Origin of the sequence: Litchfieldia stipae, assembly GCF_014837155.1 — a bacterium.
GTDB lineage: Bacteria > Bacillota > Bacilli > Bacillales > Bacillaceae_L > Litchfieldia.
The window spans coordinates 54496-80948 of sequence record NZ_JACYHA010000005.1 but is presented as its reverse complement, the minus strand read 5'-3'; the positions used below and the strand labels follow the sequence as shown (position 1 = coordinate 80948).

Sequence of the window (26453 nt, the reverse complement as noted above, 5' to 3'; positions counted from 1 at the left end):
AATGGCTGAGAAAAAAGTAGTTCAATTTAAAATTACTCGTCAAGACAGTCCAGAGTCAGCCCCTTATATACTAGAATTTGAGGTTCCATACCGTCCGAATATGAATGTTATTTCTGCACTGATGGAGTTCCGAAGAAATCCTGTTGATAAACATGGTAATAAGGTAGCACCTGTCGCTTGGGATAGTAACTGCTTAGAAGAGGTTTGCGGTGCCTGCTCAATGATTATAAATGGGAAGCCACGCCAATCTTGTACAGCTCTAATTGATAAGCTTGAACAGCCAATTACGCTTGAACCAATGAGAACATTCCCAGTTGTTCGTGATCTTCAAGTGGATCGAAGAAGAATGTTTGATTCATTGAAGAAAGTGAAGGCTTGGATTCCAATTGATGGAACTTATGATTTAGGTCCAGGACCTCGTATGCCTGAAACAAAACGTCAATGGGCATATGAATTATCTAAATGTATGACTTGCGGTGTTTGTCTTGAAGCATGTCCTAATGTAAATAGTAAATCTGATTTCATTGGTCCAGCGCCATTATCACAAGTTCGCTTATTTAATGCACATCCAACAGGTGCAATGAATAAAGCAGAGCGTCTAGAGGCGATTATGGATGAAGGTGGATTAACAAACTGTGGTAACTCACAAAACTGTGTTCAATCATGTCCGAAGGGCATTCCATTAACGACTTCTATCGCTGCACTAAATCGTGACACAACGATTCAATCATTTAGAAACTTCTTTGGTAGTGACCAAGTGTAATCTTTATTTGAATAGTTTACGAAAATGCTCGGGATCAACAATGATTGAACCGAGCATTTTTTTATATTATTCTATAAATATGGATTCTTAGTATTCATTTCAAAGAATGAAATTTAAGCGCTATCATAAAAAGGGAGGGAATAAAGTGAAGAACTATATTCTATCTTTAGACCAAGGGACAACAAGTTCGAGGGCGATCTTATTTGATAAAGACGGCAAAATTGTTCATTCTGCCCAAAAGGAATTTAGCCAAATTTTTCCGAAGCCAGGGTGGGTGGAGCATAACGCAAATGAGATTTGGGGCTCTATTTTGGCTGTTATAGCAGCTGTCCTTAATGAAGCGAATGTGAAACCAAAACAGATTGCAGCTATTGGGATTACCAATCAAAGAGAAACTACGGTGGTATGGGATCGAGAAACAGGCCAACCGATCTATAATGCCATTGTATGGCAATCACGTCAAACGAGTGATATTTGTGATGATTTGAAGCAACAGGGTTTGAATGACGTGATTCGCGAAAAGACAGGGCTGCTAATCGATGCATACTTTTCAGGAACAAAAATAAAATGGATATTAGACCATGTTGAAGGTGCAAGAGAAAAAGCAAACAAAGGGGAATTAATGTTTGGAACGATTGATACATGGTTAATCTGGAAACTTTCAGGTGGAACAGCACATGTCACTGACTATTCAAATGCTTCAAGAACAATGTTATTTAACATTCATGATTTATCATGGGATGATGAGCTATTAGAGATTTTGACGGTACCAAAAACGATGTTACCAGAGGTCCATTCATCCTCTGAAATCTATGCCTACACGGCAGAACATCATTTCTTCGGTCAAACAATACCGATTGCTGGCATTGCAGGAGATCAGCAAGCAGCTATGTTTGGGCAAGCGTGTCTTGAGCCAGGGATGGCTAAAAACACATATGGTACAGGTTGCTTCATGTTAATGAATACAGGTGACAAAGCAGTCACATCAAATCATGGATTATTAACAACAATTGCTTGGGGATTAAATGGAAAAGTACAATACGCACTTGAAGGGAGTATATTTGTTGCAGGGTCAGCTGTACAATGGTTGAGAGATGGATTAAGACTATTTCGCAATGCTAGTGATAGTGAAACCTATGCAGCACGTGTGGATTCAAGTGATGGTGTTTATGTTGTACCTGCTTTTGTTGGCTTAGGAACGCCTTATTGGGATAGCGATGTAAGAGGGGCTGTATTTGGTTTAACTCGAGGGACACAGAAAGAACATTTTATCCGTGCAACTCTTGAAGCCCTTGCCTATCAAACAAAGGATGTTTTAATGGCGATGGAAGCAGACTCTGAAATAAAGCTAAAGGCATTGCGTGTAGATGGCGGAGCAGTAAAGAATAATTTTTTGATGCAATTTCAAAGTGATTTACTTAATGTGTCTGTTGAGCGACCTGAAGTTGAAGAAACCACTGCGTTAGGTGCTGCTTATCTTGCTGGTCTTGCTGTAGGGTATTGGAAAAATACTGCTGAAATTGCTTCACAGCGTAACATAAATCAAAAATTTGAACCTTTGATGGATGATGAGAAGAGGACAGAGCTTTATCAAGGGTGGAAAAAAGCAGTTAATGCCGCAATCGCATTTAAATAAAACGGTAATTTACAAGACCACATGACTGATTCTTATGGATTGTCTTATGTGGTCTCTTTTAATAGATAAGGAGGCTTACTATGAACTTCTCGGGCACAAAGAGAGAAGAGATGTTAGATTCCAGTCAACATGTAGATTACGATGTAATTATTATCGGGGGAGGCATTACAGGTGCTGGGGTCGCTCTAGATGCAAGAACAAGAGGACTCAAAACGATTCTTTTTGAAATGCAGGATTTTGCTGCTGGAACCTCCAGTAGGTCAACTAAATTAATTCATGGTGGCCTAAGGTATCTAAAGCAATTTGAATTAAGGTTAGTTTCTGAGGTTGGAAAAGAAAGAGCAATCGTATATGAAAATGGTCCACATGTTACTTCACCTGAATGGATGCTGTTACCCATTTATCAGAGTGGTACATTTGGCAAGTTTACAACCTCTTTTGGATTAAGACTCTATGATTGGTTAGCAGGCGTGAAAAAGACTGAACGACGTAGAATGTTAGGGGTCAAAGAAACGCTACAATTAGTCCCTTTAATCAAAAAGGAAGGGTTAATTGGTAGTGGATATTATGTTGAATATCGTACAGATGACGCGAGGCTAACGATTGAGGTAATAAAAAAGGCTGTTGAAAAAGGAGCCACTGCACTGAATTATACTAAGGTGGAATCCTTTATTTATAAACATGAAAAAATTATCGGGGTCAATTTAATCGATGTCTTAACAAATAAAAAATACAGAATTTATGGAAAAAAAGTGATTAATGCAACTGGACCCTGGGGAGATACGATTAGACAAATGGATCAATCCATTAAAGGGAAGACATTGAGGTTAACAAAAGGTGTTCACATTGTAGTTAATCAAAAGAAATTCCCTTTAAAACAAGCAATCTATTATGATACAAATGACGGACGAATGGTATTTGCCATCCCTAGAGATGAGAAAATCTATATAGGTACAACAGATACATTTTATGAAGATGAGATTGCTTCGCCACGGGTCACATTAGAGGACTGCAATTACTTACTTCAAACTATAAAGGATATGTTTCCACATATTGCGCTTGGTGTAAATGATATTGAATCAAGCTGGGCTGGGCTACGTCCTCTCATACATGAAGAGGGTAAGGACCCTTCTGAAATATCAAGAAAAGATGAAATATGGGAGTCTGACTCAGGATTATTAACAATAGCTGGTGGAAAGCTTACAGGCTACCGGAAAATGGCTGAAGTTATAGTCGACCAACTTGTTTCAGTAAAATCTCAAACAAAGAACTTGCCGATTTCTGGAGGGGATGTAGGTGGTTCTTTAGGATATGCTTCCTTTAGAACGGAACAAGTAAAGAACCTGTTAGAATATGAAGTGGATCAGAGAGTAGCAAACCAGCTTGTGCGTTTGTATGGTTCGAATATCAAAGAGATTATTAGAATCATGAATGAAGCTTATAGCTCAAATGTCTTGCTTCCACCACATATACTAGCGATGATTAAGTATGCAATTGAGTATGAGATGACAATAAATCCAGCTGATTTTTTTATCAGACGAACCGGATCTCTTTATTTTGATTATGCTTGGGTTCAAAAATGGAAGAAGCCTGTAATTGATTACATGGCAGCATATTATCGTTGGCCAACCCATCTAAAATATCGTTATAAAGATGAATTGGAGAAAGCGCTAAAAGCAGTAGTATTTAACGATAACGACAATAAGATCATAACCAATTGTTAGAGACTGTCATACATTATACAGTCTCTTTTTTAGTCTTCAAAAAGTTTGTCGGATATTTGGGTTAAACATTATTATTTGAGTAGTCACCTTTTTATTGGCACATCAATATGATATCAATACGCGTAAGTATCATTTTTAGTGACCGAGAGTGTTGATTTTACTAGGAGGTAATTATCACAAAAATAGCAGAAAGCGTTTGTTTTCAGTCACAGTAGTAGCTCATGCTACATACTATATGTTGACTAAATATATACCCATCCAGTAGTTCAGCTCGGACCTTAGCAAGGAGGGTTACAATACTTGAAGGAGAAAGAGTTTCAACCAAAACCATTACTAACAAAAAGAGAAAGAGAAGTATTTGAATTACTTGTTCAAGACAAAACAACAAAAGAAATCGCAAGTGATTTATTCATAAGCGAAAAAACAGTTCGAAATCACATATCGAATGCAATGCAAAAGCTGGGAGTTAAGGGGCGTTCTCAGGCAGTTGTAGAGCTCCTTCGTATGGGAGAACTTGAACTTTAGGTAGTAAATGCCGGCTATCCTTTATAGGCTAGTCGGTACTTATTTATAGAGATTTATGATGTTCATGCTAGGAACAATTTTTTGAAATAGGTAAGTGATGTGGAGAAACTATTAGAGAGAGAAAACAAAACTTGCAATTTTGTTGAAAAAAGTAGAAAATATAAGTAAATATATCGATTTTCGCGTCAATATAATAAAGAATAAAGACGCTAGGAGTGGTTGTTATGTCTATACAAGAAGAAACAATAATAAATGATCAAAAGGTCGTTGCTGATATTGAGAAATCATTACGTTATATTTCTGCCATTATTAAACAAAAGGGTCGAGAAATACTTAGTAACTATACAATAACACCTCCTCAATTCATTGCACTTCAATGGTTGTTAGAAGATGGAGACATGACAATTGGAGAGTTATCAAATAAAATGTTCTTAGCATGCAGTACGACAACAGATCTAGTTGATCGAATGGAGAAAAATACGCTTGTAATGAGAGTAAAGGATCCTAATGATCGTCGTGTTGTTAGAATTCATCTGCTTGAAGAAGGAGAGCGTATTATCGAAGAAGTAATAAAAAAACGACAAAATTACCTTTCGGATGTATTAACTGATTTCAGCAGAGAAGATATTCAGATGTTCGAAAAGTACCTTACGAAATTACATCAAGAAATGAGAGAAGAATGAGGCGATTCCTTGGATACACCAATTGGTGTAATTGACTCTGGTGTCGGAGGCTTAACAGTAGCTAAAGAAATTATGAGACAATTACCAAATGAAGAAATCATATACTTAGGTGACACGGCAAGATGTCCATATGGTCCTAGATCAAAATCAGAGGTTCGTCAATTCACTTGGGAATTGACGAACTATTTATTGTCTTTTGATATAAAAATGCTAGTCATTGCATGTAATACAGCGACGGCGTTTGTTATGGAAGAAATTCAAAATGAACTAAATATACCAGTTGTTGGTGTCATCAATCCTGGAGCTAGAACAGCTCTTAAAGTGACGAAAAATAGACATATCGGTGTGATTGGTACAATCGGTACGATTAATAGTGGAGCGTATGAAACAGCTTTAAAAGCAATCAATCAAAACATTAAGGTAGAAAGCTTAGCGTGTCCCAGATTCGTACCACTTGTAGAAAGTGGCGATTATGACAATGAGGAAGCAACAACAATTGTCGCAGAATCACTGGAAGAGTTCAAAGGTGGAAAACTAGATACTCTCATATTAGGCTGTACGCACTATCCCTTACTACGTGAACCTATACAGAATTATTTAGGGGAAAAAATCAAATTAATAAGTTCTGGAGATGAAACCGCAAGAGAAGTTAGCACAATCCTCTCCTATAGCGGCCTCTTAAATGAAACACATGGTAAGAAAGAGCATCTATTTCTTACAACGGGAGAAATAGAAATCTTCCAAAAAATCGCAAACCAATGGTTCGACCAGCCAATCGAGAATATCAAATCAATAAAGTTATAAATGAAAATCTACTGTAGCTTCTTTCAATAGAAGGGATTACAGTAGATTTTTTTTGCTTAATGACTGAGCAGACTGAATACACTCAAGGCTTCCGTGGGAACAGTAGCCAAAGTGAGACCCACAGGACTCAGAGTGTATTCAGGGTGAGGACTACATTAAACAATAATCTATACAACAACTAAAATAAAAAAGGTTTTGTCCAAAATAAATATGAAAGTTGGTCTAAAACCCAAAATAGCTCGTATACATATTAGTACAAACTTGCTTAGGAGGGAATATGTATGCGTAATAAAACAAAATATACACTAGCGACAACAGTGATAGCATCTTCTGTCTTACTATCTGGATGCGGTTTGTTTGGCGGAGAAAAAACGATGGAGGAAATTGATCCCCCGCAAAACGAATCATATACAAATGATCTAGAAACTGTTGAGCAAGAGGGAACAGAAGAAGGTGCTTCTGAAACAAATGAAGAAGTTGCGACAGAAACGATTCCCCGTGAATTATATTTAATTGATGCTAATGGTTTCGTCGTTTCGCAAACTGTTAACCTACCAAAAACTGAAAGTGTTGCTAAACAAGCTGTTGAATATCTCATTGAAGGTGGACCAGTAAGTGAAATGCTTCCATCTGGATTTAGAGCTGTTATTCCTCAAGACACAGAAGTATCAGTTAATATGGATGGTCATACCGTAGTTGTAGATTTCTCAAAAGAATTCACTAACTACCAAGCAGAAGATGAACAGAAAATCTTACAAGCTATTACTTATACACTTACACAATTCGAGAGCATTCAAGATGTAGAAATAAGTGTGAATGGTAATAAACTGGAGGAAATGCCTGTTAACGGAACTCCAATTACAGATAAATTGAGCCGAGCAGATGGAATTAACATCGATAACTCTGATGTTACTGATATCACAAGCACAAAACCAATAACTGTTTACTTTATAGCTGAAAATGATGGAAACGAATATTATGTACCTGTTACAAAGAGAATTAAAACTTCAGAACAAGACAATGTTGTAAATGTGATTAATGAATTAATAAAAGGGCCAGGACTAGCGGCTAATCTATATAATGACATTCATGGTGATGTTGAATTATTAGGCTCAACATATGCAGATGGAAAGGTTACTTTGGACTTCAATGAAGCCATCTTTGGAAGCTTTAACGATAAAATGATCTCTACTCATGTTCTAAATACAATCGTCTTATCTTTAACAGAGCAAGAAGGTGTGGAGAGTGTAGCCATTACGGTTGAAGGTGAGAAAGGCATTGTAAATGAGGCTGGAACATCTGTTTCTGAGCCAGTAACTCGTCCAGAAAAAGTCAATACAGGTAGTTTTTAATAAAAGAACATTTTTGATATACTATTACTAGACAGTAAGAGGTAGGCTACTAAAAGCCCACCTCTTCTTTATGTTATTAATTTAGGCTGCGGTATTAAAAGCAACAATATAGACGAAAACAGCCATCATTTAAATTGGATAGGAGATTGTTGAATGCGAGTTGATGGACGAAAGAAGGATGAATTAAGATCTATTCATTTCGAAATAAATTATGTGAAGCATCCAGAAGGGTCTGTATTAGTAACAGTGGGTGACACAAAGGTGATTTGTAATGCAAGTATTGAGGATCGAGTTCCACCATTTATGCGTGGACAAGGAAAAGGCTGGATCTCTGCAGAATATGCCATGTTACCTAGAGCGACAGAACAAAGAAATATTCGTGAATCAAGTAAAGGGAAGGTAACTGGAAGAACGATGGAGATTCAACGCTTAATTGGACGAGCACTACGTTCAATTGTTAGCTTAGATGTCATTGGAGAAAGAACGATTTGGATTGATTGCGATGTCATCCAAGCAGACGGTGGGACGAGGACAGCCTCCATTACAGGAGCATTTGTAGCACTTGTTCTCGCTTGTGGGAAATTATATCACGAAAAGAATCTCTCAACTTTTCCGATTAAAGATTTTTTAGCCGCAACATCTGTTGGAGTAGATGAAGAGCATGGGGAAATATTAGATTTAAATTACATAGAGGATTCAAAAGCAAATGTTGATATGAATATTGTTATGACAGGCGCTGGTCATTTTGTAGAATTACAAGGAACGGGAGAAGAAGCAACTTTCTCTAGAAATCAATTAAATCAAATGTTAGAACTAGCTGAAAAAGGAATGATGGAAATCATTGATAAGCAAAAAACAGCCCTAGGTGAACTGACAAACCTTATAACAGCAGGAAAAGAGTGAGGAAATGAAAGAAATCATTGTTGCTACGAAAAATAAAGGGAAAGTAAAAGATTTTGAGGAGCTTTTCAAACGAAAAGGATTTGTTGTTAAATCACTACTAGACTATCCTGAATTAGAAGATGTTGAAGAAACTGGAGAAACATTTGTTGAAAATGCAATCTTGAAATCAGAGCAAATTTCAAAAGCACTAAATAAAACAGTAATCTCCGATGACTCAGGATTATCTATTGATGCATTGAATGGTGAGCCAGGGGTCTATTCTGCTAGATATGCAGGAGCACATAAAAGTGATGAAGACAATATGAACAAGGTGCTAGAAAAGCTTGGTGGTATCCCATATGAGCAAAGAACAGCCAGGTTCCATTGTGCACTCGCACTAACCGTTCAGAATGGACAAACACATACCGTTGAAGGGACATGTGAAGGGATGATACATACTGAAAAAGTTGGAGATCATGGATTTGGTTATGATCCAATATTTTATCTACCTGACTATAGCAAGACGATGGCAGAGCTAACAAATGCAGAAAAAAACAAAATTAGTCATCGTGCCAACGCACTAAAAAAACTCCAAAACATGATTGATGAACTATTTTGATGTAAGAAAAAATACCAAGCAATGTACACAAATATCAATGTCTTATATAGAAGAAATTAAGTAAAGAAGGTATATCAAATGAAAGTATTAATTGTCAGTGATAGCCATGGATTAACAGATGAGCTGACCATGCTAAAAGAACGCCACAAAACTGAGATAGATATAATGATTCATTGTGGCGACTCAGAGTTGGAATATCATTCAAACGAATTAAATGGTTTTTTTAGAGTGAGAGGAAATTGCGACTTTGACACTGGGTTTCCAGAAGATTTTACACATGTGTTAGGAAAACATACATTATTTGTTACACATGGACACCTTTATAATTGCAAAATGACTTTACTGAATCTTAACTATCGAGCAGAAGAGCTTGGTGCTAAGATCGTTTGTTTTGGACATTCACATGTAGCTGGTGTTGAAATGATTGATGGTACCCTTTTTATCAATCCAGGAAGTATTCGTCTACCACGAATGAGGAAAGAGCGTACGTATGCAATTCTAAGTCTTGATGATAATCACGTTCAAGTTCATTTTTATGATCTTTTGGGTCAAAATGTTGATTCATTATCAGCTGATTTTACGTTATAATAAAGGGGAGTTAACGCTCCCTTTAAAAAAAATAAAAAAAGTTTTTAATAAGTGTTGACATAAAGTTGCTATGCCTATATAATAAAAAATGTCGCTAATGAGTGACGCAAAAAAATGTCCCAGTAGCTCAGCTGGATAGAGCAACGGCCTTCTAAGCCGTCGGTCGGGAGTTCGAATCTCTCCTGGGACGCCATAACTTATACATAATCCCTTCTTCGGTTGAAGAAGGGTTTTTTTATGCGTTTTTTTATTACGTTATGTTACCTCTCGCGATTCAATTAGTACCTTCATTTTCTTTTCCATTCTTTTTTTGTTTAAACCAATTTTTTGTAATAATACCAAGGCTTACAACCCTTTAGAGAACAGTGAAAAAATTTTTGTCAGTAAGAATACCTAACAAATCAACATTGTAAGCGGATACAAACTGTACCATTAGTCTAAATTATCAAATAATTTCAAAAATGGTGTTGACTCTTACAAAAAATGAGCGTAATATAAGGCTCAAATAATAAAAGTAAGAAGAAATTGGTAAACAACAAAGCGAAATCAACGAACAAGATCCATCGCTTTCATACATCAGTGACTGGTGTTCGTAAAGGTAAAGGTGCACCTTTATAATTCAATAGTTTAAAGCGTCGTAACGGCGAAGGGGAAAAAGGAGTGTCTAACAGTGAGTGATCAATGGATCTACTTAGGCGACCAATTTGTAAAAAAAGAAGATGCGAAAATCTCAGTTTATGACCACGGATTTTTATATGGTGATGGCGTATTTGAAGGAATCCGAGTATATGACGGGAATATTTTCAAAATGGAAGAACATATGAAACGTCTATACAATTCAGCAAAATCAATACTACTAACGGTACCATATACTCCAGATGAACTTACAAAGATCATTTGTGAAGCAGTTGCAAAAAACAATCATAGGGATGCCTATATTCGAGTAGTAATCTCCAGAGGGGTTGGAGATTTAGGTTTAGATCCAAATAAATGTAAAAAAGCGAATGTGGTCGTAATTGTTGAACCACTGGCGATTTTTCCTAAGCATTTATATGACACTGGACTTGAAATCATCACTGTCGCATCTCGCAGAAATCGTCCAGATGTGCTTAGCCCTCAAGTGAAATCACTGAATTATTTGAATAACGTATTAGTTAGAATAGAGGCTCATTTGGCTAATGTAAGTGAAGCACTTATGTTAAATGACCAAGGATATGTTGCCGAAGGCTCAGCAGATAACGTGTTTATTATTAAGGATGGAAAGCTTTTCACACCCCCATCCTATGTTGGTGCATTAGAAGGCATCACTAGAAATGCGATTATGGAAATTGCCAAAGAGCAAGGATATGAAGTATTACAAGAACCATTTACAAGACATGATGTGTACACAGCTGATGAAGTATTCTTAACTGGAACTGCTGCAGAAGTGATTGCAGTTGTCAAAGTAGATGGGCGAGTCATTGGTGAAGGTGTTCCTGGTGAACATACAAAGTCACTTCTGAAAGATTTCAGAGCGAAAGTAGTTCAAGATGGTGTTAAAGTCTATGAACTACAAGATAATGCAAATGCTGTCTAAGTTAATCAGCGATTAACTGTTAGACCATTATAAATTTAAAACGTTGAAGAGGATAAGTAGTCTATTGATTATGATATCAACAGAGAGCCGGGTTGCTGGAAGCCGGTGTTATCAGCAATAGATGAACTCACCTCTGAGTGTCAATTTGAAAGAGTTCGAGTAGAATTGGCCGGGTGTTACGGTAATCTCACCCGTTATCAAAACGAACAACAAAGTGTTGTTCCAGAGATAGTTGCAGTAATGTAACTATGAATAAGGGTGGTACCGTGAAAAGCTGTGTTCATGTCTTTTCACCCCTTTGACTTAAGGATTCTTAAGTCATTTGGGTGAGAAGACTTTTCTTTTTTACTGGAGAAAATAAATGATGGAAGGGAAGTAGGGGAATGGCTGTAAAAGCGAATGTGGAAGGTAAAGTCGATACTTCAACAACAATGAGTGGAGCTGAGATGCTCTTAGAATCACTTAAGAGAGAGAATGTTGAAGTCATCTTCGGTTATCCGGGAGGAGCAGTATTGCCGATTTATGACAAAATTTATGACGCTGGAATCTTTCATGTACTAACTAGGCATGAGCAAGGTGGAATTCATGCTGCTGAAGGGTATGCAAGAATCTCAGGGAAGCCAGGAGTTGTCATTGCAACATCAGGACCAGGTGCAACAAATATTGTGACAGGGCTAACAGATGCAATGATCGATTCACTTCCTCTTGTGGTATTTACGGGGCAGGTTGCTTCTTCTGTAATTGGAACAGATGCTTTCCAGGAGGCAGATGTTCTAGGGATTACAATGCCAATAACAAAACACAGTTATCAAGTACGAGATGTAGCTGAAATTCCAAATATAATAAAAGAGGCGTTCTATATAGCAACATCTGGTCGCCCTGGTCCAGTTCTAATCGATATTCCAAAGGACATGGCTACGATAGTAGGGGAGTTCGATTATTCCAAAGAGATTGATTTACCAGGTTATCAACCAACTGTCATGCCAAATCATTTGCAAATTAGAAAACTAGTAGAAGCTGTAAGTCAAGCGAGGAAGCCGGTTATATTAGCAGGTGCTGGAATTCTTCATGGAAATGCTGCAAAGGAATTAAAAGAATACGCTGAACAACAAAATGTTCCAGTTATTCATACATTACTCGGGTTAGGCGGTTTTCCAGCAGATCACCCTCTTTATTTAGGGATGGCAGGTATGCATGGGACGTATACAGCCAATATGGCCATTTATGAGAGTGACTTATTAATCAGTATTGGTGCTAGATTTGATGACCGTGTAACAGGCAATCTTGCTCACTTTGCTCCAAATGCAACGATTGCACATATTGATATCGACCCTGCTGAAATTGGGAAAGTAGTTACAACAAAAATACCAGTCGTAGGTGATGCAAAAGAAGTCCTCACTCAGCTTATTCATCAAGATGGATTACAAGGTGAGAATAGTGAATGGGTTAAAAAGGTATCTGCTTGGAAACAAGAATATCCACTTTGCTATAAAGCTTCTGATAATTCACTTAAACCACAGAAATTAATCGAGTTAGTCTATGAATATACCAATGGAGAAGCGATTGTCACAACTGATGTTGGACAGCATCAAATGTGGACAGCGCAATATTATAAATTTAAGAAACCTAATCATTGGGTAACATCTGGTGGATTAGGGACAATGGGATTTGGATTACCAGCTAGTATTGGTGCACAGTTAGCAGATCGAAGTGCAACGGTTGTTTCATTAGTTGGCGATGGTGGTTTCCAAATGACTTTACAGGAGCTTTCTGTCATTCATGAACTGAATCTTCCGATTAAAATAATGATTGTCAATAATCAATCATTAGGAATGGTTAGACAATGGCAGGAAATCTTCTATCAAGGAAGATACTCGCATTCGCTACTAACTAATCAGCCTGACTTCATTAAACTATCAGAAGCCTATGGCATCAAAGCATTACGTGCTACAACTGACGAAGAGACAAGGCTGGTGCTTAAGGAAGCAATTGAATTTGATGGTCCAGTGCTTATGGATTTCCGAGTTGTAGCAGATGAAAATGTATATCCAATGGTGGCACCTGGAAAAGGGCTTCATGAAATGGTAGGTGTTAAATGTTGAAACGAATTATTACATTAACAGTGAATAACCGTGCAGGAGTATTAAACCGAATAACTGGTTTATTTACGAAACGTCATTACAACATTGAAAGTATTACTGTGGGTCACACAGAAATAGAAGGTGTTTCTCGAATGACTTTCGTTATCCACACAAATGAGGAAACAGTTGTAGAGCAAATTACAAAACAACTAAACAAACAAATTGATGTGTTAAAGGTAATGGATATCACTAATCAAGCGATAGTAGCAAGAGAGCTTGCGTTAATAAAAGTGGTAGCTACACCTTCTAATAGAAATGAGATTTATACATTAATAGAACCTTTCAGAGCTACCATTATTGACGTAAGTAAAGACAGTCTGGTTGTCCAAGTGGTTGGTGAATCAGAAAAGGTTGAAGCTTTGATTGATTTACTCAGATCTTATGGTATTAAAGAAATTGCCAGAACAGGGACAACAGCGTTCCCTCGTGGTACACAAAAGAATGCTTCGTCAATGAAACCATATTCAATTGTTTAAATAGCAAGCTTCACAAAGCTAGCTTTTAAAATATAAAACTAAAATTTGAAAACGATTAGGGGAGAGAGTAATTATGACGACAAAAGTATATTATAACGGTGATGCAAATGATTTCGCTTTACAAAACAAGAAGGTAGCAGTAATTGGATATGGCTCTCAAGGCCATGCTCATACTTTAAATATGCGTGAAAGTGGAGTAGATGTAATTGTAGGTTTACGTCCAGGAAAATCATGGGATCAAGCTGAAAATGATGGAGTAGCTGTATACTCAGTAAAAGAAGCAGTTGAACAGGCAGATGTAATTATGGTGTTATTGCCAGATGAACACCAACCAAAAGTATATAAAGAAGAAATTGAGCCAGGGTTAAAACCAGGAAATTCATTGGTATTTGCTCATGGCTTCAATATCCATTTCAATCAAATCGTACCACCAAATTTCGTTGATGTATTCCTTGTGGCACCAAAGGGTCCAGGACATTTAGTTCGCCGTACATTTGTTGAGGGTGCAGGGGTTCCAGCATTATTTGCAATCTATCAAGATGTTTCAGAGAATGCAAAAGAAACAGCGTTAGCTTATGCGAAAGCAATTGGTGCTGGCCGTGCTGGAATCTTGGAAACAACCTTCAAAGAAGAAACTGAAACAGATTTATTCGGAGAGCAAGCAGTCCTTTGTGGTGGGTTAACAGCATTAGTAAAGGCTGGTTTTGAAACATTAGTAGAAGCAGGTTATCAACCAGAGGTAGCATACTTCGAGTGTCTACATGAATTGAAATTAATCGTTGATTTAATGTACGAAGGTGGAATGGCAGAAATGCGCTACTCGATCTCAGACACTGCACAGTGGGGAGATTTTGTAACAGGTCCAAGAATTGTTGATGACCGTGTGAAGGCTGAAATGAAGGAAGTATTAAAGGATATCCAAGATGGGAAATTTGCAAAAGGTTGGATCTTAGAAAACCAAGCAAATCGTCCAGAATTCACAGCCATTAATAATCGTGAAAATGCACATCAAATTGAAGAGGTTGGTAAAAAGCTTCGTGCAATGATGCCATTTGTTAAATCGAAGCAAAAGAAAGAAGTGGTGGGTGCAAGTGCGAAAAATTAATATCTTTGATACGACGTTAAGAGATGGTGAGCAGTCTGCAGGTGTGAATTTAAATCTACATGAAAAGCTAGAGATTGCTAGACAGTTAGAACGTCTAAACGTTGATATTATCGAAGCGGGTTTTCCAGCCGCCTCTAAGGGTGACTTTGAATCGGTTAAACAAGTGGCAGCTATCATTAAGAACGCTTCTGTTGTTGGGCTTGCACGCTCAAAACAAAGTGATATTGATGCTGTCTGGGAGGCTGTGAAAGGTGGGGTAAGCCCTCGCCTTCACACCTTCATTGCTACATCACCGATTCATATGCAATACAAGCTGAAGCAAACACCTGAACAAGTCATTGAAACAGCTGTTGCTTCTGTGAAATATGCATCAAAGTTTTTTCCAACGATTCAATGGTCTGCAGAGGATGCTTGTCGCTCTGATTTTGATTTCTTAGTGAAAATTATCACTCAGGTGATCGATGCTGGAGCAACAGTTATTAACTTGCCGGATACAGTAGGCTATGTGAATCCGAAAGAATATGGTGAAATGTTTGCCTATATCCAAGAACATGTTCCTAACATTCATAGAGCAGCCCTTTCGGCTCATTGCCATGATGACCTTGGGATGGCGGTATCTAATTCATTAGCAGCCATTGAAAATGGCGTCACCCAAATTGAAGGGACAATAAATGGAATTGGTGAACGAGCAGGAAATGCTTCGCTTGAGGAAGTAGCTGTCGCACTTCATACCCGTCAAGACTACTACCAAGCCAATACACGTTTGAAACTAAACGAAATTAAACGTACAAGTGATTTGGTCAGTAAGCTTACAGGTATGGTCATTCCACCCAACAAAGCAGTTGTAGGGAAGAACGCTTTTGCTCATGAATCTGGTATCCATCAGGATGGAGTATTGAAGGAAAAAACAACCTATGAAATCATTTCACCAGATTTAGTAGGTGTGAAATCGAATTCGATGGTTCTAGGTAAGCATTCTGGTCGTCATGCATTTAGAACTCATCTGGTAGAACAAGGTTATCAGTTAGAAGATTCAGATGTAAATCGATTATTTGAGTTATTTAAGGAATTAGCTGATAAAAAGAAAGAAATAACAGAAGAAGATATAAGCGCTTTACTTGTAGAGCAGCAATTAACAAATGATGAAGATTATTATGTTTTATCTGCGCTTCAAGTGCAATATGGAACAAATCAAATACCAACAGCAACCATTACTTTAACTAATACTGACGGTCAAACGATTCAAGAAGCGGCTACAGGGGCAGGTAGTGTAGAGGCTCTCTATAATACGTTAGAACGATGTATTGCTACAGCTATTGTACTCGATGATTACCGAATTCAATCAGTTGGAGCCGGAAGAGATGCGCTAGCACAGGTTTATGTAAAAATCACTATGGATGGTATTGTTTCGAGTGGTCGTGGTACGGCACAGGACGTACTAGAAGCGTCTGCTAAGGCATATCTAAATGCAGTGAATCGTGTCGTCAATATTAAGAATAGTCAACAGGAAAAGGTAAGCATTTAAACAACTAATTTGCTATAAACGAAACAGTCTGAATACACTTGCGAGAATTTCAGTGCATTCAGGCTTATAAGATTAGGCTGTTTTCTCAAAGTTTGTTGTTAATTTGAGATGAATTATTGAGAATGAGATTTCTAGCAGACTGAATACACTCAAGACTCCCGTTGGATGCGTGTGTCCCCACAGGACGGGGAGTGTATTCAGGCTGCGGTATCAAAAGCAACAAAAAAAACGAAAATATCCTAAGTTTAAAAGCAAAAATACAAGAAGGAGGGCGTAAAATTGAAAAAGAATATTGCAGTGCTTCGTGGTGATGGCGTTGGTAAGGAAGTAAGTAAGGGTGCGATTGAAGTGTTAAAAACAATCGCTCAGCAATATGGACATGAATTCCAATTTCAATATGGGTTAATTGGTGGGGAAGCTATCGATCAAGAAGGCACTCCATTGCCAAATGAAACAATTCATATGTGTAAACAAAGCGATGCGGTCTTATTAGGCTCTGTTGGAGGACCGAAATGGGATCAAAATCCTGCCTATTTACGCCCCGAAAAAGGCCTTCTTCAAATCCGTAAAGAACTAAATTTATTTGCTAATATCCGACCTGTTACTACCTATAATGCTCTAACCGATATTTCTCCCTTGAAGCAAGATATTATCGAAGGTGTAGATTTCGTCATCGTACGTGAATTAACTGGAGGATTATATTTTGGAAAACCGAGTGGGCGCTCAGTGGATGCGAGTGGAGAGGAAACTGTCGTAGATACTCTTCAATATAAGCGTTCTGAAATGGAGCGTATTATTTATAAAGCATTTGAAATGGCACAAACACGTAAGAAAAAAGTAACGTCAGTTGATAAAGCAAATGTATTGGAATCTAGTCGAATGTGGCGTGAGGTAGCTGAAGAAATAGCAAAAGAATTTCCAGAGGTAGAGCTAGAGAATATGTTAGTGGATAATGCAGCTATGCAGCTTATTAGAAATCCTAAACAATTTGATGTGATTGTGACTGAAAATATGTTTGGGGATATTCTGAGTGATGAAGCTTCAATGCTAACTGGATCAATGGGTATGCTCCCTTCAGCAAGTCTATCAAGTGATGGACCTTCATTATATGAACCCATTCACGGCTCAGCACCAGACATCGCAGGAAAGAACATCGCAAATCCAATTGCTATGATTCTATCAGCCGCGATGATGTTAAGACTATCTTTTAGAATGGAAAAAGAAGCGAAAGCGATCGAAAAGGCAGTTGATCAAGTTATTTCGGCAGGACAACGAACAGCTGATATTCAACGTGTTGGAAGAACACCAGCACAAACGACTGAGATTACAGAACAAATCAAAGCGGCATTAATAGAAGACGGTGCGATCTCTAACATAATGTCTGCATATGCTTAAATTGAGAGTTAGCTAGTGGGAAGGGGGAATTGAAATGGCAAAAACAATCATTGAGAAAATATGGGAGAACCATGTCATAAATCGAGAAGAGGGTAAACCAGACCTATTATATATTGATTTACATCTTGTTCATGAGGTAACATCACCCCAAGCATTTGAAGGGTTACGTTTGAAAAATCGTAAGGTAAGAAGACCGGATCTTACCTTTGCAACCATGGATCATAATGTACCGACATTGAACCGATTTGTGATTCAGGATGAGATTGCTTCAAAACAAATGACTACACTTGAACGAAATTGTCATGATTTTGACATTCCGTTAGCTGATTTGAATAGTCCTGAACAAGGAATCGTTCATGTCATTGGGCCTGAGCTTGGTTTAACATCACCAGGAAAAACGATAGTATGTGGAGATAGCCATACCTCAACACATGGTGCATTTGGTGCTCTAGCATTTGGAATTGGAACAAGTGAGGTAGAGCATGTGCTGGCTACTCAAACATTGTGGCAACAACGACCTAAAACATTACAAGTAAATATCTCTGGAACATTAGCAAAAGGTGTTTCAGCAAAAGATGTTATTCTTTCAGTAATACGAAAATATGGCATTAATTTCGGAACAGGGTATGTCATCGAATATACAGGTGATGTCATCCGAAATATGTCGATGGAAGAGCGTATGACAGTATGTAATATGTCGATTGAAGCGGGTGCAAAAGCTGGATTAATTGCTCCAGATGAAACGACTTTCTCCTATTTAAAGGGTAGAAAATATAGCCCGCAAGGAAGTCAGTTTGACGAGGCTGTTGAGGCTTGGAAAGCATTAGCAACGGATGCTGGTGCAACGTACGACCGCGTAGTACAGTTGAACGCTGAAGAAATAGCACCAACAGTTACATGGGGGACCAACCCATCCATGAGTATAACCATTGATGATTCAATACCGACTCAAGATGATTATGAAGCAGAGGTTGATAAAAGAGCAGCAGCTCGTGCCTATGAATACATGGGATTAACACCTGGAACTCCAATAAATGAAGTGTCAGTTCAACATGTATTTATTGGTTCATGTACAAATTCTCGTATCAGTGATTTAAGAGAAGCTGCTGAAGTCGTCAAAGGAAGAAAAGTAGCACCAGAGGTTCGTGCAATGGTCGTTCCAGGATCACAGCAGGTAAAGAAGCAAGCTGAAGAAGAAGGGTTATCCGCTATCTTTATTGAAGCTGGTTTTGAGTGGAGAGACGCTGGGTGTAGCATGTGTTTGAGTATGAATCCAGATGTTGTACCTCCGGGAGAAAGATGTGCTTCAACGTCAAATCGTAACTTTGAAGGAAGACAAGGGAAAGGCGCAAGAACTCATCTAGTGAGTCCTGCTATGGCAGCAGCAGCAGCACTTTATGGTAGATTCGTAGATATTAGAAAACTAGAGACAGCGTCTGTCTAACGAAGGAGTGTGTAGAAATGGAACCATTTATTATTCATGCTGGAAAAGTAGCCGGTTTAAACCGTGTAAATGTTGACACAGATCAAATCATTCCTAAGCAGTTTTTGAAGAGAATAGAAAGAACAGGCTTTGGACGATTCTTATTTTACGATTGGCGCTATCTCGATGATGAAACACTGAATCCTGAATTTGAGTTGAATCAGCCTGAGAATGCTGGAGCATCTATATTAGTAGCGAATGAGAATTTTGGTTGCGGTTCTTCTAGGGAACATGCTCCGTGGGCACTTCAAGACTATGGATTTCAAATTATAATTGCTCCTAATTTTGCAGATATCTTCTACAATAATTGTTTGAAGAATGGGATGCTACCTATCACTTTAGAAAAATCTGATATTGAATATTTACTTGAAAAATCAAAATCAGCAGATTACAGCTGCACTGTTAATTTAAAGGAACAAACGATTAAAGATGAAGAAGGCTTTGTCAGATCCTACTCAATAGATCACCATTGGCGTGAAATGCTACTTAATGGTTGGGATGAAATTGATTTGACTTTAGCCTATGAAGATAAAATTGATCGCTATGAAAAACAAACAGTACGTGCCTAGGGTGAGAAGATCTCACCCTTTTGTGTTTTCGAAAAGTAGTAGAAATGCTACATGCCTTAGTCATGAAAGTCAAACTATTGTATTCTCAAAGATTGATTGCTACACTTAGACGAGATGACAAAAGTCTGGAGCTGATTTGACTCTATGAGTACCAAAGATAATGATAAAATCCATAAAGAAGCAACTGTTATTCAGTTTCCTAATCTCAAAGAAAGACTCATCGAAAAGGGTCTTCAAAGCTTGAAAAGTAAGAATTATAAAGATGCACTTTCATTATTATTACAAGCGCAGGAGCTCGCAGGTGAGCATGATGAAATCGACCTAGGAATCGTACTTTGCTTATTAGAGTTAGGAGAGCTTGAGGAAGCAAAACAGCGTTGTAAGCTAATGCTACATCAAGATATTGGCGATTATTTTAATGTATTACAGGTATATTTAACGATTCTAATTCAATTAAGACAGTATCAGGAAGTGAAAGAAACCATCGAGGCTGTACTGGAAGAAGATCAAGTTCCACCACAGTATGCGGAAAGTTTTTATCAATTGCTTGAATTAAGTAAGAAAATGATTCATTCTGGGGATGAACTTTACAAGCTTGAGGAAGAAAGTGAAGAACCCATTACATATACATTGTCTGAACGAATTCAGGAAATCTTGCTAGAGCGAGATGACCGTAATGAGCAAGCTGCATTTATTCATTCCATTAAAGAATATAGCTTGCATAAAGATCTAGAGTTATTAAAGGAATTTGTCAGTCATCCTAATAAGGATCCAATGATGAAGACACTGCTGTTACAAATATTGATGGATCAAAAGGTGAATGAAGAAATCGCTGTTGAAAAATTTGGTCAGGTTCTACATGTCATACCTGCAACAATGGGTGACATATTATCTGATGAATATTCTATGTCTGTATTGCGTCATTTGGAGGATCAGTTAGGTAATGAGAATCCTACTCTTTTCGAAGTGACAAAAGAAATATGGATGAGAGTTCTATTTGTGTTATTCCCGTTTGTACCGACTGAGGATAGTCCATCGATTTGGGCTGCAGCACTTCATTTATACGGATATGAGCTGCACGGTATTGAAATCGAAAATGCTGAATTAGAGGAATCATATGGTGTTAATGTATTTCAATTGAAGCATGTGATTAACAAAATACAAAAAATAGAAGAAATTACTTATTTTAATCAGTAGTAGTTTTTACCAATTATCACATGAGACGTCAGTAATCCTTGATGTCTCACACAATTATTCATGATTATTTACAAATTCTAGCTGTTGAAAGCTCATTATTGTATGTTATAATGTAGTGGTTGTAAAATGCTTGTATTGATTTGGTAAATAAAGCAATACTTACATAAGCATAACACATGACAGTATAAATAGATAATGACGTGTTAATAATTGACAATTATCACCGTTAGGTTGTTTGATTTTACAAATACATAGCATTTCGTTATCTTAATAAGTAAAAGCAGAAATGAAACCAATGGTTAGTTTCTGCATTAATTGATGTTGGAGGGAAACATAATGTCTGCAAAATGGGAAAAGTTAGAAGGAAATCAAGGAATTCTAACAATAGAAGTAGATGCAGAAAAGGTCAATGAAGGTCTTGACGCTGCATTTAAAAAGGTTGTAACAAAAGTAAATATTCCAGGATTCCGTAAAGGGAAAGTTCCTCGTGGAATGTTCGAAAAGCGCTTTGGTGTTGAATCACTATATCAAGATGCGTTAGATATCTTACTACCAGAAGCTTATTCACAAGCAATCGAAGAAACTGGAATTGAGCCAGTGGATCGTCCTGAAGTAGATGTTGAACAAATCGAAAAAGGCAAGAGCCTTATCTTCACTGCAAAAGTAACAGTTAAGCCAGAAGTGAAGCTTGGAGACTACAAAGGTCTTGAAGTAGAAACTTTAGATGCTACTGTAACTGACGAAGATGTTGATGCTGAATTAAAGCAACTTCAAGAGCGTAATGCTGAATTAGTTGTAAAAGAAGAAGGAACTGTTGAGAATGGTGATACAGTTGTTCTTGATTTCGAAGGCTTTGTTGATGGTGAAGCATTTGAAGGTGGACAAGCTGATAACTATTCATTAGAAATCGGTTCTGGATCATTCATTCCTGGATTTGAAGAGCAACTTGTTGGTTTAAGCAATGGTGAAGAGAAGGATGTTGAAGTAACATTCCCAGAAGAATATCATGCTGAAAACTTAGCAGGTAAGCCAGCTACATTCAAAGTGAAAATTCACGAAATCAAATCAAAAGAGCTTCCACAATTAGACGATGAATTTGCAAAAGATGTTGATGATGAAGTAGAAACATTAGCAGAGTTAAAAGCTAAAACAAAAACTCGTCTTGAAGAAACTAAGAAAACTGAATCAGAGAACCAATTGAAAGATACATTAATTGAAAAAGCAGCTGAAAATGCTGAAATTGATGTACCACAAGCAATGGTTGACACTGAATTAGATCGTATGTTAAAAGAGTTCGAACAACGCTTACAAATGCAAGGTATGAACCTTGAGTTATACTTCCAATTCTCAGGTCAAGATGAAGCTGCTTTACGTAGCCAAATGGCAGAGGATGCTGCAAAGCGTGTTCGTATCAATCTTACATTAGAAGCTATTGCAATTGCTGAAAAGCTTGAAGCGTCTGATGATGAAGTAAATGCAGAGCTTGAGAAAATGGCTGAAATGTACCAAACTCCAGTTGACCAATTGAAAGTAATGCTTGGTGGAGTTGACGCTCTTAAAGAAGATCTAAAAATAAGAAAAGCAATCGATTTCCTTGTGGAAAACAGCAAGAGTATTGCATAATAGAACTAACTAGAATAAGGCGCGATTTAATCGTGCCTTGTTTTGTACCAAAATTTAATTAATATTCAGATCATTCAACTCGTATACATATAATAATCTAGAAAAAAGATTGTAAAAGCGGTAACGATGTTACCCAAGAGATCCGAGTGGAGTAAGAGTCAAACCCTGAATTTTAATTGGTTAGTTTTAATCACAGCTTAAATGGGAATGATAGAAGTAGGGCAGTTTTATCGTTCAATTTTTTTACATAGTACATATTGTTTTTCGTAATACTTACATATTTTCGCCAAAGGGTTTTCATTACCAGTTTAATTGCAATGTATGGTACAATTCAGTACATACTACTGATTCACAATGTTCAGGGAGAGACTCTTACCCATTTAAGTAATGGTTTAAAAAGAGGAAAAGTTAGAATAGAGAAGATAGAATAAGGGGTGACATAATGTTTAAATTTAACGATGAAAAAGGCCAACTTAAATGTTCTTTTTGTGGTAAAACACAAGATCAAGTACGTAAATTAGTTGCAGGGCCTGGTGTTTATATATGTGATGAGTGCATTGAACTATGTACTGAAATCGTTGAAGAGGAATTAGGAACAGAGGAAGAAGTGGAATTCAAGGATGTTCCGAAGCCTAAAGAGATCCTTGGGATATTAGATGAATATGTCATCGGTCAAGAAGCTGCAAAAAAATCTCTTTCTGTAGCTGTTTACAACCATTATAAGCGTATCAACTCAAATAGTAAGATTGATGATGTAGAGCTTTCTAAGAGTAATATCGTCATGATTGGACCTACTGGTAGTGGTAAAACATTACTAGCTCAAACGCTAGCTCGCATACTTAATGTGCCATTTGCAATTGCAGATGCAACATCATTAACTGAAGCGGGATATGTTGGTGAAGACGTTGAGAATATCCTTCTGAAACTGATTCAAGCTGCAGATTATGACGTAGAAAAAGCAGAAAAAGGTATCATTTACATTGATGAAATTGATAAAGTTGCCCGTAAGTCTGAAAACCCTTCGATTACACGTGATGTTTCTGGTGAAGGTGTACAACAAGCGTTATTGAAAATTCTTGAAGGTACAGTTGCGAGTGTTCCACCTCAAGGTGGACGTAAGCATCCACATCAAGAGTTTATTCAAATTGATACAACCAATATCCTATTCATTGTAGGTGGCGCATTTGATGGAATTGAACAAATCGTTAAGCGACGCCTAGGTAAAAAAGTAATTGGTTTTGGTTCAGAGCTTAAACAGGAAGATTTATCTCAAAAAGAGTTATTATCTAAGGCATTACCTGAGGATTTATTAAAATTCGGTTTAATTCCTGAATTTATTGGTCGTCTACCTGTTATTGCTAGTCTAGAACCATTAGATGAAGATGCACTAGTTGAAATATTAACAAAACCAAAAAATGCCCTTGTAAAGCAATATCAAAAGATGCTTGAATTAGACGAAGTTGAATTAGAATTCGAAGATGGAGCACTCTTAGAAATTGCAAAGAAAGCCATTGAACGAAAAACAGGAGCACGTGGTTTACGCTCGATTATTGAATCCATTACTCGTGATGTAATGTTTGATTTACCATCTCGAGATGATATTAAGAAATGTATTATTACGAGTGAAACAGTTTCAGATAATCTTTCGCCAAAGCTGCTTCTTGAAGATGGAACAGTGATTGAGGATGACGATTCTGAAAAAACATCAGCTTAATAAAGAATAAATGAAAGCCCGAAAGTGGTTGTTGAATCCACCACTTTCGGGCTTTTTTATGTGGTTGCTAAGAAGATAATCCCTATTTTTCTGTTTATTCCATCTCTAGGCAGGAGATACTAGAAAAATGAACCTTCCAAATTACAATTTTTCCAATACATACAGGATTGAGTTGGAAGATACAAAGAGATAGAGCTTTCCTAGGGGGAAGTGATCACTCTGCTAGGAGAAAATCTAATACAACCAGAGTGCAGGAGGTATGTTATGAGTTGGACAGGAATCGCATTATTTGTACAACTGTTTTTCGGGATTATTATTGGTCTCTATTTTTGGAATTTACTTAAAAATCAACGTACACAGAAGGTATCCATCGATAAGGAATCAAGAAAAGAGATGGAGCAGCTAAGAAAAATGAGGTCAATCTCTTTAACAGAGCCTCTGGCTGAAAAAGTACGACCAAGAAGCTTTGACGATATTGTCGGCCAAGAGGATGGAATAAAGTCATTAAAAGCAGCGTTATGTGGTCCTAATCCACAACACGTCATTATTTACGGACCACCAGGAGTTGGGAAAACAGCAGCTGCAAGATTAGTGTTAGAAGAAGCAAAGAGAAATGGGAAATCTCCATTTAAGAACTCAGCAGTATTTGTTGAATTAGATGCGACAACAGCACGTTTTGATGAACGAGGCATTGCAGACCCATTAATTGGCTCAGTACATGATCCGATTTACCAAGGAGCAGGAGCAATGGGTCAGGCTGGGATTCCTCAACCAAAGCAGGGGGCTGTGACTCATGCGCATGGTGGGGTATTATTTATCGATGAAATCGGTGAGCTTCATCCAATACAAATGAACAAAATGCTAAAGGTATTGGAGGATCGCAAGGTATTTTTAGAAAGTGCTTATTATAATGAAGAGAATTCACAAATCCCAACACATATTCATGATATCTTCAAAAATGGTCTTCCAGCTGATTTTCGTCTAATTGGTGCTACAACAAGAACACCAAATGAGATTCCTCCAGCGATTAGATCAAGATGTTTAGAAGTTTTCTTTCGAGAGCTTGATCAGGATGAACTGAAAAAGGTCGTGGAAAATGCCATTGAAAAGGTTGGCATGAGAGCAACTGAAAAAGGCATCTCAATGCTTGCAGGATACTGCCGCAACGGCCGTGAAGTGGTGAATATGGTTCAGATTGCTGCTGGACTTGCGATATCAGAAGATCGCGTTGATATTAAAGAAGACGATATTGAATGGGTTATTCATTCAAGCCAGCTTTCTCCACGACAAGAGAAGAAAATCGGTGAACAATCTAAGGTAGGGCTTGTTAATGGTCTAGCTGTGTATGGACCAAATACAGGCTCATTACTGGATATTGAAGTGACAGTGATTCCAACTGAAAAAGATAAAGGGTCTATCAATATTACAGGGATAGTTGAAGAAGAAAGTATAGGAGATCGTGGGAAGTCAGTTAGAAGAAAAAGTATGGCGAAAGGCTCAATTGAAAACGTGATAACTGTATTAAGGTCCATGGGGGTTCCAGCAGCTAATTATGATATTCATGTGAATTTCCCTGGTGGTGTTCCAATCGATGGTCCTTCAGCTGGAATTGCAATGGCAACAGGGATTTATTCAGCCATCCATAAGCTTCCCGTTGATCACAAAATTGCGATGACAGGTGAGATAAGCATTCATGGAGGCGTGAAACCAATTGGTGGGGTTGTTGCGAAGGTGAAGGCAGCAAAACAAGCGGGAGTTGAAAAAGTAATTATTCCCAAAGAGAATATGCAAAATATCTTAAAAGAAATTGACGGTATTGAGATTATTCCAGTTACCCATTTGGAAGAGGTATTCGAAATAGCTCTATCCCGTAGTACGATCAATATGGGAGAGAATGACGCGGTGTCAGCATCAGCTACAGCATTAACTGCAAAAGAATCTGTCTAAAGAGAAAAAGGCGTAGGCTGTCCAAAAGTATGAATAGATGGACAGCCTTATGTAAGCCTATTCGTTTTATAACGGATGGAATCACCCGAATAGACACGTTTATTCAAATAAGATAGAATGATACAA

22 protein-coding genes, 1 tRNA gene and 1 other annotated feature are annotated in these 26453 nt (G+C 37.6%); all 23 genes read left to right on the top strand.

Annotated features, from left to right (window positions below; genetic code table 11):
* Position 1 precedes the first annotated feature (1 nt).
* The 23 genes from sdhB to lonB all read left to right on the top strand — a co-directional run bounded on the left by sdhB (position 2) and on the right by lonB (position 26327).
* Complete coding sequence (gene sdhB, locus F7888_RS07895; protein WP_191778633.1) at positions 2–763, top strand: succinate dehydrogenase iron-sulfur subunit; 762 nt, start codon at positions 2–4, stop codon at positions 761–763.
* Between the two features lie 145 nt (positions 764–908).
* Positions 909–2399, top strand: coding sequence for a glycerol kinase GlpK (gene glpK / locus F7888_RS07890; protein WP_191778632.1), 1491 nt, complete (start codon positions 909–911; stop codon positions 2397–2399).
* A gap of 80 nt (positions 2400–2479) precedes the next feature.
* Complete coding sequence (locus tag F7888_RS07885; RefSeq protein ID WP_191778631.1) at positions 2480–4123, top strand: glycerol-3-phosphate dehydrogenase/oxidase; 1644 nt, start codon at positions 2480–2482, stop codon at positions 4121–4123.
* Positions 4124–4423: 300 nt separating this feature from the next.
* On the top strand, positions 4424–4648 hold the full coding sequence (gene gerE, locus F7888_RS07880; RefSeq protein ID WP_078545247.1) for a spore germination transcription factor GerE: 225 nt from the start codon (positions 4424–4426) through the stop codon (positions 4646–4648).
* Between the two features lie 224 nt (positions 4649–4872).
* The gene (locus tag F7888_RS07875; protein ID WP_191778630.1) at positions 4873–5331 is read left to right on the top strand and encodes a MarR family winged helix-turn-helix transcriptional regulator; all 459 of its coding nucleotides are present in this window, start codon (positions 4873–4875) and stop codon (positions 5329–5331) included.
* Positions 5332–5340: 9 nt separating this feature from the next.
* Positions 5341–6135 (top strand): glutamate racemase, encoded by a 795-nt coding sequence (racE, locus tag F7888_RS07870; RefSeq protein ID WP_191778629.1) that lies wholly within the window; start codon positions 5341–5343, stop codon positions 6133–6135.
* A 281-nt stretch (positions 6136–6416) separates the two neighbouring features.
* On the top strand, positions 6417–7487 hold the full coding sequence (locus tag F7888_RS07865) for a GerMN domain-containing protein (RefSeq protein ID WP_191778628.1): 1071 nt from the start codon (positions 6417–6419) through the stop codon (positions 7485–7487).
* Between the two features lie 153 nt (positions 7488–7640).
* Positions 7641–8390: a ribonuclease PH gene (gene rph / locus F7888_RS07860; protein ID WP_191778627.1), complete on the top strand. Its 750-nt coding sequence runs from the start codon at positions 7641–7643 to the stop codon at positions 8388–8390.
* Between the two features lie 4 nt (positions 8391–8394).
* Positions 8395–8988: an XTP/dITP diphosphatase gene (locus tag F7888_RS07855; protein WP_191778626.1), complete on the top strand. Its 594-nt coding sequence runs from the start codon at positions 8395–8397 to the stop codon at positions 8986–8988.
* Between the two features lie 78 nt (positions 8989–9066).
* The gene (locus F7888_RS07850; protein ID WP_191778625.1) at positions 9067–9576 is read left to right on the top strand and encodes a metallophosphoesterase family protein; all 510 of its coding nucleotides are present in this window, start codon (positions 9067–9069) and stop codon (positions 9574–9576) included.
* Positions 9577–9692: 116 nt separating this feature from the next.
* Positions 9693–9769: transfer RNA gene (locus F7888_RS07845), tRNA-Arg, on the top strand.
* 477 nt (positions 9770–10246) lie between these two features.
* Positions 10247–11152, top strand: coding sequence for a branched-chain-amino-acid transaminase (ilvE, locus tag F7888_RS07840; RefSeq protein ID WP_191778624.1), 906 nt, complete (start codon positions 10247–10249; stop codon positions 11150–11152).
* Between the two features lie 34 nt (positions 11153–11186).
* Positions 11187–11453 (top strand) — a binding site (T-box leader).
* An 82-nt stretch (positions 11454–11535) separates the two neighbouring features.
* The gene (gene ilvB / locus F7888_RS07835) at positions 11536–13254 is read left to right on the top strand and encodes an acetolactate synthase large subunit (RefSeq protein WP_191778623.1); all 1719 of its coding nucleotides are present in this window, start codon (positions 11536–11538) and stop codon (positions 13252–13254) included.
* Positions 13251–13769 carry an acetolactate synthase small subunit gene (gene ilvN, locus F7888_RS07830; protein ID WP_191778859.1) on the top strand — a complete coding sequence of 173 codons (519 nt, stop codon included), beginning with the start codon at positions 13251–13253 and terminating at the stop codon, positions 13767–13769. The genes ilvB and ilvN overlap by 4 nt, the downstream gene beginning before the upstream one ends.
* 73 nt (positions 13770–13842) lie before the next feature.
* The gene (gene ilvC, locus F7888_RS07825) at positions 13843–14874 is read left to right on the top strand and encodes a ketol-acid reductoisomerase (RefSeq protein WP_191778622.1); all 1032 of its coding nucleotides are present in this window, start codon (positions 13843–13845) and stop codon (positions 14872–14874) included.
* A complete protein-coding gene (locus F7888_RS07820) occupies positions 14861–16399 on the top strand; it encodes a 2-isopropylmalate synthase (protein ID WP_191778621.1) in 1539 nt (512 codons plus the stop codon). The genes ilvC and F7888_RS07820 overlap by 14 nt, the downstream gene beginning before the upstream one ends.
* Before the next feature lie 279 nt (positions 16400–16678).
* Positions 16679–17794 carry a 3-isopropylmalate dehydrogenase gene (gene leuB, locus F7888_RS07815; protein WP_191778620.1) on the top strand — a complete coding sequence of 372 codons (1116 nt, stop codon included), beginning with the start codon at positions 16679–16681 and terminating at the stop codon, positions 17792–17794.
* Between the two features lie 34 nt (positions 17795–17828).
* A complete protein-coding gene (gene leuC / locus F7888_RS07810) occupies positions 17829–19238 on the top strand; it encodes a 3-isopropylmalate dehydratase large subunit (protein WP_191778619.1) in 1410 nt (469 codons plus the stop codon).
* Between the two features lie 17 nt (positions 19239–19255).
* Entirely contained in the window at positions 19256–19846 is a 591-nt protein-coding gene (leuD, locus tag F7888_RS07805; RefSeq protein ID WP_191778618.1) for a 3-isopropylmalate dehydratase small subunit, read from the top strand.
* A gap of 144 nt (positions 19847–19990) precedes the next feature.
* Positions 19991–21043: a tetratricopeptide repeat protein gene (locus F7888_RS07800; protein WP_191778617.1), complete on the top strand. Its 1053-nt coding sequence runs from the start codon at positions 19991–19993 to the stop codon at positions 21041–21043.
* 336 nt (positions 21044–21379) lie between these two features.
* Positions 21380–22666, top strand: a complete 1287-nt coding sequence (gene tig, locus F7888_RS07795; protein ID WP_191778616.1) for a trigger factor — start codon at positions 21380–21382, stop codon at positions 22664–22666.
* A 442-nt stretch (positions 22667–23108) separates the two neighbouring features.
* Positions 23109–24380, top strand: coding sequence for an ATP-dependent protease ATP-binding subunit ClpX (clpX, locus tag F7888_RS07790; protein WP_191778615.1), 1272 nt, complete (start codon positions 23109–23111; stop codon positions 24378–24380).
* A gap of 264 nt (positions 24381–24644) precedes the next feature.
* The gene (lonB, locus tag F7888_RS07785) at positions 24645–26327 is read left to right on the top strand and encodes an ATP-dependent protease LonB (RefSeq protein WP_191778614.1); all 1683 of its coding nucleotides are present in this window, start codon (positions 24645–24647) and stop codon (positions 26325–26327) included.
* Positions 26328–26453: the final 126 nt, after the last annotated feature.

Bases quoted from the DNA above. Each gene is read 5' to 3' on its own strand.
- sdhB (WP_191778633.1), top strand. From the start codon at position 2: ATGGCTGAGAAAAAAGTAGTTCAATTTAAAATTACTCGTCAAGACAGT.
- F7888_RS07885 (WP_191778631.1), top strand. From the start codon at position 2,480: ATGAACTTCTCGGGCACAAAGAGAGAAGAGATGTTAGATTCCAGTCAA.
- F7888_RS07875 (WP_191778630.1), top strand. From the start codon at position 4,873: ATGTCTATACAAGAAGAAACAATAATAAATGATCAAAAGGTCGTTGCT.
- F7888_RS07865 (WP_191778628.1), top strand. From the start codon at position 6,417: ATGCGTAATAAAACAAAATATACACTAGCGACAACAGTGATAGCATCT.
- rph (WP_191778627.1), top strand. From the start codon at position 7,641: ATGCGAGTTGATGGACGAAAGAAGGATGAATTAAGATCTATTCATTTC.
- F7888_RS07855 (WP_191778626.1), top strand. From the start codon at position 8,395: ATGAAAGAAATCATTGTTGCTACGAAAAATAAAGGGAAAGTAAAAGAT.
- F7888_RS07850 (WP_191778625.1), top strand. From the start codon at position 9,067: ATGAAAGTATTAATTGTCAGTGATAGCCATGGATTAACAGATGAGCTG.
- ilvB (WP_191778623.1), top strand. From the start codon at position 11,536: ATGGCTGTAAAAGCGAATGTGGAAGGTAAAGTCGATACTTCAACAACA.
- ilvC (WP_191778622.1), top strand. From the start codon at position 13,843: ATGACGACAAAAGTATATTATAACGGTGATGCAAATGATTTCGCTTTA.
- leuC (WP_191778619.1), top strand. From the start codon at position 17,829: ATGGCAAAAACAATCATTGAGAAAATATGGGAGAACCATGTCATAAAT.
- leuD (WP_191778618.1), top strand. From the start codon at position 19,256: ATGGAACCATTTATTATTCATGCTGGAAAAGTAGCCGGTTTAAACCGT.
- F7888_RS07800 (WP_191778617.1), top strand. From the start codon at position 19,991: ATGAGTACCAAAGATAATGATAAAATCCATAAAGAAGCAACTGTTATT.
- tig (WP_191778616.1), top strand. From the start codon at position 21,380: ATGTCTGCAAAATGGGAAAAGTTAGAAGGAAATCAAGGAATTCTAACA.
- clpX (WP_191778615.1), top strand. From the start codon at position 23,109: ATGTTTAAATTTAACGATGAAAAAGGCCAACTTAAATGTTCTTTTTGT.
- lonB (WP_191778614.1), top strand. From the start codon at position 24,645: ATGAGTTGGACAGGAATCGCATTATTTGTACAACTGTTTTTCGGGATT.